General features: G+C 44.5%; 15 protein-coding genes. 7 read left to right on the top strand and 8 right to left on the bottom strand.

Going from position 1 to position 12,700, the window contains the following annotated elements; all coding sequences use genetic code 11:
• Positions 1–4: 4 nt before the first annotated feature.
• Together ICN33_RS00085 and ICN33_RS00090 are read right to left on the bottom strand one after the other, a co-directional pair.
• A complete protein-coding gene (locus ICN33_RS00085) occupies positions 5–229 on the bottom strand; it encodes a hypothetical protein (protein ID WP_216193376.1) in 225 nt (74 codons plus the stop codon).
• 9 nt (positions 230–238) lie between these two features.
• Complete coding sequence (locus tag ICN33_RS00090; protein ID WP_216193378.1) at positions 239–2,686, bottom strand: DUF748 domain-containing protein; 2,448 nt, start codon at positions 2,684–2,686, stop codon at positions 239–241.
• A gap of 122 nt (positions 2,687–2,808) precedes the next feature.
• Between ICN33_RS00090 and ICN33_RS00095 the strand changes: the two genes are divergently transcribed.
• Together ICN33_RS00095 and ICN33_RS00100 are read left to right on the top strand one after the other, a co-directional pair.
• Positions 2,809–3,057 (top strand): hypothetical protein, encoded by a 249-nt coding sequence (locus tag ICN33_RS00095; protein ID WP_216193380.1) that lies wholly within the window; start codon positions 2,809–2,811, stop codon positions 3,055–3,057.
• 85 nt (positions 3,058–3,142) lie between these two features.
• A complete protein-coding gene (locus ICN33_RS00100) occupies positions 3,143–3,820 on the top strand; it encodes a M23 family metallopeptidase (RefSeq protein WP_216193382.1) in 678 nt (225 codons plus the stop codon).
• A 38-nt stretch (positions 3,821–3,858) separates the two neighbouring features.
• Here ICN33_RS00100 and ICN33_RS00105 read toward each other — a convergent pair whose 3' ends face one another.
• A complete protein-coding gene (locus ICN33_RS00105) occupies positions 3,859–5,409 on the bottom strand; it encodes an MORN repeat-containing protein (protein WP_216193383.1) in 1,551 nt (516 codons plus the stop codon).
• 269 nt (positions 5,410–5,678) lie between these two features.
• Between ICN33_RS00105 and ICN33_RS00110 the strand changes: the two genes are divergently transcribed.
• From ICN33_RS00110 to ICN33_RS00120, 3 genes are read left to right on the top strand one after another with little or no spacing between them, the layout of a single operon-like run.
• The gene (locus tag ICN33_RS00110; RefSeq protein ID WP_216193385.1) at positions 5,679–6,623 is read left to right on the top strand and encodes a glycosyltransferase family 2 protein; all 945 of its coding nucleotides are present in this window, start codon (positions 5,679–5,681) and stop codon (positions 6,621–6,623) included.
• A gap of 2 nt (positions 6,624–6,625) precedes the next feature.
• A complete protein-coding gene (locus ICN33_RS00115) occupies positions 6,626–7,339 on the top strand; it encodes a bifunctional 2-polyprenyl-6-hydroxyphenol methylase/3-demethylubiquinol 3-O-methyltransferase UbiG (RefSeq protein ID WP_216193387.1) in 714 nt (237 codons plus the stop codon).
• Positions 7,340–7,349: 10 nt separating this feature from the next.
• Positions 7,350–7,712, top strand: coding sequence for a DUF805 domain-containing protein (locus tag ICN33_RS00120; protein WP_216193389.1), 363 nt, complete (start codon positions 7,350–7,352; stop codon positions 7,710–7,712).
• 24 nt (positions 7,713–7,736) lie between these two features.
• On the opposite strand, the gene ICN33_RS00125 is transcribed toward ICN33_RS00120, so the two are convergent.
• Positions 7,737–8,102, bottom strand: a complete 366-nt coding sequence (locus ICN33_RS00125) for a hypothetical protein (RefSeq protein ID WP_216193391.1) — start codon at positions 8,100–8,102, stop codon at positions 7,737–7,739.
• 23 nt (positions 8,103–8,125) lie between these two features.
• On the opposite strand from ICN33_RS00125, the gene ICN33_RS00130 reads away from it, so the two are divergent.
• Complete coding sequence (locus ICN33_RS00130; RefSeq protein ID WP_216193393.1) at positions 8,126–8,722, top strand: hypothetical protein; 597 nt, start codon at positions 8,126–8,128, stop codon at positions 8,720–8,722.
• A gap of 9 nt (positions 8,723–8,731) precedes the next feature.
• Here ICN33_RS00130 and ICN33_RS00135 read toward each other — a convergent pair whose 3' ends face one another.
• The 3 genes from ICN33_RS00135 to ICN33_RS00145 form a co-directional block, all read right to left on the bottom strand.
• Entirely contained in the window at positions 8,732–9,034 is a 303-nt protein-coding gene (locus ICN33_RS00135; RefSeq protein ID WP_216193394.1) for a YciI family protein, read from the bottom strand.
• Positions 9,035–9,075: 41 nt separating this feature from the next.
• Complete coding sequence (locus ICN33_RS00140) at positions 9,076–9,807, bottom strand: GGDEF domain-containing protein (RefSeq protein ID WP_216193396.1); 732 nt, start codon at positions 9,805–9,807, stop codon at positions 9,076–9,078.
• Positions 9,808–9,909: 102 nt separating this feature from the next.
• Positions 9,910–11,130: an HD domain-containing phosphohydrolase gene (locus tag ICN33_RS00145; RefSeq protein ID WP_255530460.1), complete on the bottom strand. Its 1,221-nt coding sequence runs from the start codon at positions 11,128–11,130 to the stop codon at positions 9,910–9,912.
• A 147-nt stretch (positions 11,131–11,277) separates the two neighbouring features.
• Between ICN33_RS00145 and ICN33_RS00150 the strand changes: the two genes are divergently transcribed.
• Positions 11,278–11,769, top strand: a complete 492-nt coding sequence (locus ICN33_RS00150; protein ID WP_216193397.1) for a hypothetical protein — start codon at positions 11,278–11,280, stop codon at positions 11,767–11,769.
• On the opposite strand, the gene ICN33_RS00155 is transcribed toward ICN33_RS00150, so the two are convergent.
• On the bottom strand, positions 11,770–12,672 hold the full coding sequence (locus ICN33_RS00155; RefSeq protein WP_216193400.1) for a hypothetical protein: 903 nt from the start codon (positions 12,670–12,672) through the stop codon (positions 11,770–11,772). It abuts the gene before it with no gap.
• Positions 12,673–12,700 lie beyond the last annotated feature (28 nt).

Here is a 12,700-nt window from a genome sequence, read left to right on the forward strand (position 1 = left end):
TAGTCTATATCAAAGATGGGGAAGGCTTATCGCCAGGCGGGAGTGAGTAATCCAGCTTGCGCTCATAAAGACGTGCTTTATAGCAGTCTTGATAGCCCTTGCTACCAATTTGCCAGCCAATAGAAGTGCAGTCGTCTTGTGCGGCTGATTCAATGGATCCACAGGCCGATAGGCCGGCAGCTAGGGTCAAAGTAGAAAAAAGTGCGAAAGGTAATTTTGTTAACTTCATAACCGCAGTCTACTTGATTTTGATTTCAACATCGAGGGGAACACCCTCCTTGCCGGCGTCTACAGTTTTTACGTCGCCTAACAAAATACGCGCCTTCAGACCAGGATCATCTTTGACCATGGCGTCGTAGGCTACCCTAGCGCGATTTTTGGCCAACTCCTTTAGTTCAGCATCGCTGACCTCAATTGCAGCAATTAATTCATTATGCAATTGCTCATTACGAGCATCACCTTCGGGAAGCATCAGCAAGCGTTGTCCCAATTGAATTCTGCCAACATATTGCGCATAGGCAGCCCTCAGACCAGACTGCACTCTGGGATCAGCAAAACTAGGGGCTGGAACGGGCTCTCCCGGCTTTAACTTGAAACCTGCATCATTCAAGATTGCAGTATCCGCTCTGACACGCGCAAGCTCTTGCTTATCCTTAACGGGATCGTAAGTTCCAATTATTTCAAGATTCGCATTGGGGCGCTTGACAAGGTACTGACCAAACTTTTCTAAATTGTCTTGATCTACGGGCAAGAAGACAGCCTCCCCCAGAACTGCATTGACACCTTCATTCGCGCTAATGCCAATTAGTGCAGCCAAGGCTCTAAATGGTGCGGTAGCGATATTCGTTAATACATTCCCAATAGCTTGCCAAACTAAGCCACTAGCACTGAACTCAGGAGAATCCACATTGCCAGCAATTTGGATGGTGACATCAATCGTATCGTCAGAGTCTTCTAATAAAGCAATAGCCAAACCTAGGGGTAATTTTTTGCCCTTGAAATCCGGAACCTCATTACCCAACTTGACTTGCTTAATAATGATTTGATTGCTGCCATTCAGGTCGCCATCTTTAGATCGATAAATTAAATTCAGACTTAAGCGACCGCCCACGATTTCATAACCGGCAAAGGTCATTACTGCAGGATTAAATGCAGTAAGAGGAAGGTTGCGGAAATTCACTGCGATGTCGTGATTACGCCGAGGATCATCAAAGGAGGCGCGGCCTTTAGCCTTAAGACTACCTACACCTGCAACCACTCCATCCGCAGCCACTACAGCCGATCGACCAGGCGTATTACTGACCCCAAGCAAAGTGGCATTGAATTTTTTAATATCCACTTTGAAGTTTGGCTTCATTGAGAGATCACTAAAAAATACTTCGCCATTTTTTAGATTAATAGAACGAATGTCCAAGGCAAATGGAGCTTTTTGCTTGATCTGATTAATCTCACCAACCTGACTAACCTGCTCTGATGAAGCCACTGCATTCGCATTGGCTGGAGGAGAAAATAATCTTCTAAAGTTTGAGAAACCTTCTTCATTAATTTCAAATTGCAGGCTGGGTTGATCAATTACGCATTCACCTAAAGTTAAGCTACCACCTCTAGACGCATCTGCTTTGGCTATCTGATATTCAAACTGACGGAAATCCGCTAGCTTCCAAGCGAGGAAAGGCGTCTTCTTGCCGCTCTCGGTAATCAGCAAATCAGTCCATTGCGCACTTCCTGAAATGATGTTGCTATCACCCCCCACCTTTACCAATACATTGGCATCAATAAATCCACTGACCCCCACCAACTCTTTATTTGCAGGCAGTAAGGGAATAAAGGGAGCAGTTGCGAGTTTCTGAATTTCTAACTTGCCCTCCAATAATTTAGAGGCGGTATTCAGGGTCCAATGCGAATGAAGATCCCCCTCATCCAGCTTTAAATTAATCTGCGCACCCAATAGGTTTGGCTCAGGATTGTCTAAGCTACCCGATACCGCAACATGCTGAAATGAAACTGTTTTTTTCAGTCCCGGGATGAGTGCCTGAAGGCTCCCTAAATTAAAATCATATTGACCGCGCACGCCAGTAACGATGCCTTTTTTATCGTAATTTGCGACATCCATGAGCTCGATAGAAAAGGGTTTAAGTTCCTCCTGAATTTGATTGCCGGGATCTAGCAAATGCGCGGTTGCGGCATGGACCTTGAGCTCATCAATAGAAATCTTTAAAGGTGTTTTAGATACCTGAGGATCATTAGGCGGAAGATTATTTTTGACGGCACCGATAAACTCTTCCCAGTTCCAAAGCGGCTCACGTCCAGCATTTACTCTAGGAGAAATCTTTTCTAAGGTCATTTTTGGGACTTCAAGCAGGATCTCATCAAAACCTAATTCACCTACCGCAAGCTTGGTCCATTTCAAAACAAGGACTAACTTATCAAAACTCAATAAGTCTTTACCGCCCTTTTTGGACAAATGCATGCCATCGACTTCAACACTTAAGCGCAGTGGCGAAACACTCAATTTTCGGTAATTAATTTCATAACCAATTTTGTCGCCATAGCTAGAAATCGTCTTTTGTACATACTGAGGTAAAAAAAGGTGGCATGCACCCCAAAATAGGGCAATAAGCACTAGACCTAAAGCTAGCGCGCGCAATAGGTAAGTTTTTAATCTCGTAAAGTCCATGAACAACATCTTCTAACCTAGATTGATTGAGTGGATACCAATAGAAACTATCATAATTCAAGCAATTTTGGCCACTCTATTAGGTGTATTTAGCGCTAAAATAGGCGACTAGTTACCGAGCAGGGGGTTATATGAAGAAAGTCTATATTCATTGCCTGATTTCAGGGGTCATCTTATTGGGGTCTTCACTTTCGGTTGCTCATGCAGGTCAATGTAAGCAAGTGAAGTTAATGAATTCATCCACCGCCATCAATAAGCCCGTTGTTTACCGATATGCGCGCCCCTTGAGAGTTCACTCCGCCTATTACTGCCCTGATAATGGCATGTACTATCCTCAGACCCTTGGATGCATGGGTCCTTGGGTACAGGTACAACGTTGATTTTTATATAAGCCATTTTTAGATGTTCGTGAACAGCAAGCTCAATTACAAATTACTAGCCATTTTTAGCGGATGCCTTGGTGCGATGCTTTCTCAAAATGTTTGGGCCATTGAAGCAAGTCCGCAACAGAATGTGGCATCTGCCAACAAGCCTGTAGCAACTACAGGCTCTCTAAAAGACATTGCCTTCCCTCTCCCTCAAAAATCAAGCATCTCCAGTGGGTTTGGAATGCGCGCTGATCCATTTACTGGGCAGTATCAAAATCATGCCGGTATTGATTTGCCGGCCCACTTTGGAAGCGCCATATTGGCTGCTAGCAATGGACGAGTGAAATTTACTGGGTACCTGCCTCGCTATGGCAATTTAGTTGAGATTGATCATGGCCAAGGCTATATCACCCGCTATGGGCATGCCGATCGAATCTTGGTAAATGTAGGTGATGCAGTGATGGCATCACAAATGATCGCAACGGTTGGAACAACTGGCCGTACAACAGGTCCCCATCTGCATTTTGAAGTGAGTCACAATCAAAACTCGATGGATCCGCGGGCGTTTTTAAGTGGCGAAGGAGTGGGCTTCTTAAATCTGCCAACCCTCACCCCTGTAGCATCCATCAATCGACCGATGCGCTATCAAATACCCCAGCACTCAACGTATCGGGCGCCTACGCTGAATGCTGCCGCTACAACTTATGCTAATAAAAAATTGGCTGCAGCTTCCGATGAAATAAAACCCCGCATCATCTATGTCACCGGAAGATAAGTTGTACTGATTTCTTATTTTGTTACTCAGTTACTTTGCTACTTTGTTAACAGCAAAATACACTTACCAAATTCTTCAGTACCACTCTTAAATCCAATATCGCGACAACGTTTGCGATAGTCCTCATAATTTAATGTGAGGTCATCAGGAGGTGGCTTGCTAGCTGTCACAGGCGGCAATCTAGAATCTTTAATTGGCAATGGCATGCCGTTATCCCAGAACGCATCTCTTACTTTGCCATCCGCATAGGTATAGACGCCACGCCCGTTGCGCTTACTGCCACGCCATTCCCCAGAGTATTTATCTCCATTGGCATAGTTCATGGTGCCTTGGCCGCTAAAAAAATCATTTTTCAAGCTGCCTTCATATTGGTTGCCATTGGCGGACACATAACTTCCCTGCCCATTGCGCTTGCCATCAACCCAATCACCCAAGTAACGATCGCCATTGGCATAGTTCATGGTGCCTCGACCATTTTGCTTGCCATCCTTAAACTCTCCGGTATAGCGATCGCCGTTTGTCAGGGTCATGCTTCCGATTCCATTGAGCTTGTCATCACGCCAATCACCTTCATAGATGTTGCCGTTAGCAGTGCGATAGGTACCTTTCCCATCACGCTTGTCATCGCTAAATTGACCTTGATACTGATCACCTTTGAAAGCATTTTTAGCTAAGTAGTAGAAAGTACCCTGGCCATTGCGCTTACCGTTGCGCCACTCGCCCACATATTTATCGCCGTTAGGGTAAGTCATTGTTCCTTGGCCATTGAAAGCATCATCCTTGAGTGAACCTTCATAACGATGCCCACTTGGCATGATGACTACAGCAATGCCGTTCAAAGTCTCGTCTGTCCAATTACCTTCATAACGAATTCCGGAAGCGCCGGTATAGGAACCAGGGCCATTGCGTTTGCCAGCTTTCCATTCGCCAGAGTATTTATCGCCATTCGGAAATAACATTACGCCCTGGCCATTAAATACATCATCTAGCCAATCGCCATCATATTTAGATCCGGCATGAGAGAAGTAGGTCCCGCGTCCAGAACGTTTGCCCTGTCTGTACTCGCCGTCGTATTTATCGCCCTTGGCAGAATTATTGGCGAGGTATAAATACACTCCAAAGCCATGACGCGCTCCTGAGCGCCACTCTCCCTCATACTTATCACCATTGGCAAAAATCATGGTGCCGCGACCGTCAAATAGGTCGTCTTTAAAATCGCCTTCGTATTTAACGCCGTTTGCTCCAATAAATGAGCCTTTGCCATTGCGCATGCCATCACGCCAATCGCCTATATATTTATCGCCATTAGAAAAGAAAAAACTGCCTTTGCCATTTTGGCGGCCATTTTTAAACTTCCCCACATATCTATCGCCATTTACAAAAGTAAAGGTTCCGTAACCATCGAATTTGCCATCAAGAAATTCGCCGTCATATTTATTGCCGCTTGCTAGTGTTTGTGTTGCGGTACATGCGGTCCAAGTCCCGATATCAGTGCCCAAACAAGATGGTAAATTTGCAGCATAGCAAACCGATGAGATTGGCCAAATAAAGACCAAAAAGAATCTCAACTCCATTAACTTTCTGTACATGCAAAACCCTTAGCCAAGCATTATTAAAATACGAATCATTCAAACAAGATAATAGAGGAAGTAATTACCCATTTTTGCAGTAAATATCAGCATTTATGCAATTATTCCCAATACAGATAGCAAATTGATTAGGGAACCTCATATTAGCAATCAATATCGCCCTAATTGTATAGGCTTGGGGCCAGACTGGGATTACCTCCCCCTCTCATTCGACCCTTGCGACCCCGTATATTGACTGGCAAAATAGCCAATACCCCTAAACTTCCCCAATGACCAATAAATCCACCCTCTCCCTGGTAGTCCCTGTTTTTAACGAGGCCGACTCAATCACACCGTTTATCAACAAGGTAAAAAGTGTATTTTCCAGCCAACCCGATATCGGTCTTGAGATTATTTTCATTAATGACGGTAGCTCTGACCAAACTCTTGAAAACCTCATTGAAGAACAGACCCTGCTTCCCATTATCAAAATCATCGATCTGAGCAGAAATTTTGGCAAGGAGGCGGCCATTACCGCCGGACTTGAACAATCCAAAGGGGATGCCGTAGTGGTCATTGATGTGGATCTTCAAGATCCACCTGAGCTCATATTGCCGATGCTTGAAAAATGGCAAGAAGGCTTTGAAGTCGTTCTCGCCTGCCGCAGCAATCGTGAGTCTGACAGCTGGCTTAAAAGAGCTTCAGCCAATGGTTTTTATTGGGTTCATAACCTCTTATCTAATCCTAAAATTCCGGCCAATGTTGGAGATTTCCGCCTAATGGATCGCGTGGTTGTAGAGGCTTTAAAGCAGTTGCCCGAAACCCATCGCTTTATGAAGGGCTTGTTTTCATGGGTGGGATTTAATAGCACTGTAATTCATTATTCACGCCCAAAAAGAGAATTTGGCGTTTCCAAATTTAATGGCTGGAAATTATGGAATTTTGCCCTGGAGGGCTTAACCAGCTTTAGTACTGATCCGCTGCGGATATGGACCTATATCGGTCTATTCGTATCTCTTTCTTCTTTTTTGTTTGCCGTGTTTATTGCCATTCGGGTGGTAGTTTCCGGGGTAGATGTGCCTGGTTATGCCTCAATCATGGTCGCCGTAACATTCTTGGGCGGTCTACAGCTAATTGGCATTGGTGTCCTCGGTGAATATATGGGGCGTACTTACATCGAAAGTAAACGACGACCGAACTACATTATTCGCAAAATTTTCGACGTAAAAAATTAAGTATGGACTTAAAAGAAACCGAAATATTAGGTGATGGTATTGCAGATCACTGGTACTACAGTTCAAAAGCAAAAATGCTTGAACAAGTGATTGGCCCAATCTCAAAAAACAAAATTCTCGACATTGGTGCAGGCTCTGCCTTCTTCTCGAAGCACCTTCTCAAAAATACCTCAGCACAGGAATGTATGTGCCTGGATATTAGCTATCCCGAAAATACCGAAGGAACAGCGTACGGCAAACCCATCCATTTCTACCGGGATACTGTGCCCTATAGCGCAGATCTTGTTTTGCTCATGGACGTACTAGAGCATATTCCAGATGATGTTGCTTTTTTAAAATCGCATGTCGACCCACTGCCATCGGGCACCCATTTTTTAATTACTGTTCCAGCATTTCAATTTCTCTGGAGTAGTCATGATGTATTTCTTGAGCACCAGCGCCGCTACACCCTGAAAAGACTTGAAAAAGTGGTTCTAGAATGTGGGCTTATCCCTCAGAAGCAATTCTATTTCTATGGCCTCGTCTTTCCGCTAGCTCTGATTACTAGGTTAGCCGATAAATTTAGCAGTCAAGACCAAGTACCTCGATCCAAACTGGTCAAGCATCACCCCATCATCAACTGGCTTCTCAAAAAAATCTGTTCTTTGGAGTTGCACTTGATGGGTATGAATCAAGTTGCGGGACTGAGCGTTGTGTGTCTTGCTAAGAAACCCTAAGGGATCACTATTGAAGCCCTTATTTAGAATATTGAACTTATTCAATTTTTATGGTCGTGCAGATAGAGCGGAATTCTGGAAAATCAATTTGATTGTGCTTTTGATTGGCCTACTACTCCAACTGCTTGCGCTAAGCCCGATGGGAAATGCCGCCGGCCAAATCCAAACCTATATTGATGGAACCTCATCTTGCTTTACTGCGCTGACTTCATTGATCCTATTGGCCCTTGGCTCACGCAGGCTGCATGACATAGGCAAATGTGGGTGGTGGCAGTTAATCATGCTTACGGGGATTGGGATTATTCCCCTAACCATTTGGTTCTTGAGGCATGGTGATAGCAAAGCAAATTGCTATGGCTTACCCACCCAATAAATACAGAAATACTTATAGATGGAATTAAGCTATTGGAGTTAAGGTAGCTTTGACAATCGCATCGGAGAGATTCGCATAGAACGTCAAGGCCAATCTCGTTGGCACTAAATGTTTTTTGCGTGAATCCTCATCATCAGCAACGATATCGATATACCCCTTAGCGATCAGGCTTTTGATTCTGGAGTGCAGGGTAGCCTGTGAAGCAATCATCTTCAGGGCGATTAAGTCGCCCATTAAAGGGAATTGACCGTTGTAATAAGCCGAGATTAATTTATCTAAAAGCTCTTTTTCCACGTGATCCAATTTTGAAGTCAGATTCATGCGGTCGAAAGATTCGGCTAATTGCATAAAACGCAAATATGCAGGCAGAGTTTTAGTAGATAATGGCATGTACACATAATCGATTAAAAGCCATGCCTTCTCAAGGTAGAAAACTACTATATTTAAGGGGACTAAAAGACCATTTTGAGGTCTTTTTCTATGAAATTTTACTTTCAGGGGCTACCTTTGGCCTTTTCTACATACTAAATCTGTCAATGACATCCTCCATTACCCCTATATATGGGGCTCATTGGATATTTCTCCCTGCCGGTGCAAGGCTCTTGCTGACTCTCGTATTTCCAATTAGTGGACCAATTGGCATCGGTATTTCCGCCTTTCTAATTGCTTATTTCTTTCGCCTGCCAGGGCAACTGATTACCGCATTAGGCATTGGAATAACAGTAGGAGTTTCTCCCTTTATTTCTAGGCTCATCGTCGTTCGGCAATTTAAAATTCTGCCCGATCTTAGCAATATTAGTATTACAAAAATCTTCTACTGCACCCTCGTCTTCTCAGCCGTTAGTGCTGTGTTACATCACTCTTGGTATGTTTATCGAGATCTTCGGTTGCCTGGGTTCAATGGCTTTGGGATAGAATTTGTCGGCAATGCCATTGGGACCTTTTTGGTATTGTCATTCTTCAAAATCCTTGCCGAAAAGTTTATCCCGGCAAATAAATCCGTAGATTAAGACTTGTATTTATGCAGGTGGAAATCCTGCTTTTTGTGGCCACATATTATTGAAGACATGAATGATGGGTTTTTCATAAACACCCGCAATCGTGAAAGGCTCTTCCTTTAACCAAGCCTCGACTGCCTGACGATCTGCAAACTCCATCACCAAGAGACTGCCTAAAGTTGTTTGCCCGTCATCAGATGTCAGGGGCCCTGCAAATGCCATGCGTTCGGAATGCTTTGCCAAATAAGCGCGATGCTCTGGGCGAATCTGCACACGCAAATCCGCAGTTCCGGGTTTATCCATTAAGAAAATTGTGAAGATCATACGCGCCCCTTTTAAAACATTAATATAGTACAAAATTAAATTCAGATGAAATGGCCTGAACAGTAAGTTTGATTTCTGCCAGCGTTTTTGGCGTGATACATCGCCTTGTCACAGGCGGCATAATATTTTTTCACAATGGCTGCAGAATCATCCTCCTCATCATTGTTTGGATTGTAAATAGCCGCGCCAATACTAATCGTAATAGAAATTTCTGTGCCCGTTGTGGTGCGAAATGAGGTATTTTCAATTGAAGCCCTCAATCTCTCCGCTATCGCGATAGCCCCTTCCCTCTCAGTTTCAGGCAGGACGATCAAAAACTCCTCTCCGCCTACTCGCCCAAAGATATCTATTTCACGCAATTCTTCAAGACATGTTTTTACAAGTTCAATGAGTACTAGATCTCCTGTGGGATGACCGTAGGTGTCATTCACTAACTTAAAATGGTCAATGTCCAGCATTAAAAAAGATACTGATTTTTTATTTCTGAATGCTTTTTTGATCTCAAGATTAGCTCGCGCAAAGCTCTCTACGCGACTCATCGCCGCAGTCAATGAGTCTGTTTTTGATGACAGGTCTAAGACAAAGTTTTTCTCCTCAAGATCAATTAATAACTTTTTAAATTGAATCATGCCCAGCAGCAGAAAAAAGGAGATGGGCACAGCTAGAAATGCATCTATTAAATTAGGACGGATTCCACTTAGCGCATAAATAATGGGTGAGAGCCGGCGGCCAATCATTAGCACTAACCCAAACAATAAAAACCCAGAAGCCAAGCGATAGGATTTTGATCGGAGGAAAAGATTTAGCGCATATAAGGCGGCTGTAACTTGAGCTAAAAGCGCAATGACATACAAGAGAATGCCTAGATCCATGACTTATTGAGTCTCGATGATTGCCTGAAGCGTGTTACCTTCATTGAGCAACTCAAAGGCCGCATCCACTATCTTTGCATCCAGCTTAGTGCCCGCTTCTGCACGAATTTCTTCCATCGCTACATTTAAGCCCCGTGCTGGCCGATAGGGCCTGTGAGTTGCCATCGCCTCAATCGTGTCGGCAACCGCAAGAATGCGTGCCTCCATGCAAATCTGATCCCCTTTTAATCCCTTGGGATAGCCGCTACCATCCAAGCGCTCATGATGCTGATGAACCATCTCAGCAATTGGCCAAGGGAAGGGAATGTCTTTCAAGATCTGATAGCCCGTCTCCGCGTGCTCTTGAACCATTCTCATTTCTAGATCAGTCAAATGGGTTGGCTTAGTCAAGATTTCTGAGGGAACCGCAACCTTGCCAATGTCATGGACCATGCCCGCCATATACAAAGCTTGAGTAGCTTCATCCGACCAACCTAATTTTTTCGCAATGGAAGTGGCTATAAACGCCACCCGCTTTTGATGTCCAGCGGTATACGGATCGCGCCATTCCATAGTTTTAGCCATTGCCTCAATGGTCGAACGTAATGCGGCGGAAAGACGCTCTTGAATTTTTACCTTCTCAAGAATTTGATCATCCAGCTTATGTTGACGATCAATCGCCCTTAATCCAAAGCCGATTTCTTTTGCTAGGCTTTCAAACAAAAGGACTTCTTCTGGACCAAATGCATTTGGTTCCTGGGAATAAATCAAAAGAGTGCCAAAAGGTAATTTACCGTCCTGTATGGGACAGCCAACGGCCGAACGAATTCCGAATGTGCGAGCTAATTCTTTCCAAGATGCAAAGCCGACATCAACTTCGGTATCCGCAATCACGCATGGCTTTCCCGAACGAATAGAGACACCCGCCGGACCCATACCACTGACATTTTGCTCGGACCAACTCACAGCAATATTCTTGACATATGCAATCGCTGAACCCGCCCCACCGACAACGCTCACGGTCTTATTGTCATCATTCTCCGCTTTACCAACCCAGGCCAAAACATAGCGCCCTTGGGACGCAATGGCACCACAGACCTCTTGTACGAGCAAATCCTGAGACTCTGCTCGCGCCAATGCAGCGGCGGCCTCTGACAAAGCAGATAATGCCCAGCTACGTTTTTCAATAGCAAGCTGCGCTGCGGCTTCTGCTGCATCGAGTGTCATCTTTAATTTTGTAGACATATTGTCATTATTGATCGAATCAAGGTCATGTGGTGATGTATATATATTTTCTCCAAAATGAGGCTTTTTTAGCAAGCGAGATGTGTTCCCTTGCATTAATAACTCAATAGGTAGATGATCAGATGATGTAGATACCCTGGAACTTGCATGAAAGAAGACATCGACAAAATTTATGAGAAGTTGATAGCCCTTGAAACAGAGGTGCTGAACTTACGCCAGGGCTATGTCATTATTAGCGAGCGCTATACGGTGGCTATTTCTAGCCTAAAGTCTCTTACCGCAAGCGCATTAGAGGCGGCAAAGCGCGCCGCAGTAGCAGCAGAAAAATCTCTTCTAGCAGCTCAAAATTCTGCTAAAGCGGCTAAGCTTGCCGCCTCTGAATCTGTGATTGATGCTGCAGAAGCTGCAGCGGATTCAGCAGCCGCCTCTGCGGAAGCATCAATTGAAGCAGCAGCGGCGGCCTCAGCTGCTGCTGCGGCGGCTGCAGCAGCAGTCGCTCATCAGGCCGAAGAGTCGTCCTTGAAGGCATCAGCGGAAGCAGCAGAAGCAACAAAGCGCGCTACTGAAGCTGCGGCTGAAGCAGTCAGAATGTCCAATTTTGCTGCTGAGTCTGCGCGTAATGCCAGAAAAAAACAGTAGCTAAAACGGAAAAATAATTTCTTCCATTACATAGCGGTAAAAGTAGTTTGGCCCTTGAAATCCTGCTGACTTCCCATATCCAGCACGCGTTTTAAAATAGTAATCATTGGATGCAACGGGACTGGTGGCCGCTAATTCATATAGTTGAGTTGTGGTACTAGGATCTTGGCTGACTTTTTGCCTACCCACGCCAGCAGTTCCACTGAGCATCCATCCTGAAATTCGCTTTCTTGCGCCAAAGGCCACCATTGTCTCGGTGTAATGATCTGGATTGAAGTAATTATTGGGGACGGCAGTATTGGTATCTCTGAACTGCCGAAACCGAAGTTGTGCCGTTAAGCCGTACTCAGGAATTAAGTCATAAATCAGCTTTGCACGAACAATCGGTCTTGTATTGGTATCCGAAAAATACATATTGCCCAGCATAGCAATTGCTGTGAGACGTTCAAGTACTTGCTGTTCCACACTAGCTGCACCTAGCGTGTAGTAAATACCATTATTCAAAGAATTCTGCGTCTCTACTCGATCACGATTGAGTATTACTTCAGCCTTAGTAGTATCTGTTATTCGAAAGCCGTAGTTACTGTCGGTAGTAATGAGCTTGTGGCCATTCTCTAGGTTGTAGCCGACATTCAAGTTATATCCCAATCCCGTTCTTGGATTAATGGACTTGGTTAATAGCGTATATACCTCCGCAGAAGAGTCCCATCCTGACTGTGTAAAGTAATTATGTTGATAGCTAATGCCGGTATATTTTTCGCCATGCTCATAAAGAGGGAGATACCCGGCATTGTATTTATAGGTAGAAAAGCCTTCACTATCGGAGGCAATGTACACATTCGGAATCGATACTGCTTGCTTTGAAGCCTGCTCCTCTTCAGCCTTGACATTTGATGCAAGCACTAACAAAAAAAAGTATAGCCATAAAATT

Source organism: Polynucleobacter sp. UB-Tiil-W10, assembly GCF_018881605.1.
In the GTDB taxonomy this organism is placed as follows: Bacteria; Pseudomonadota; Gammaproteobacteria; order Burkholderiales; family Burkholderiaceae; genus Polynucleobacter.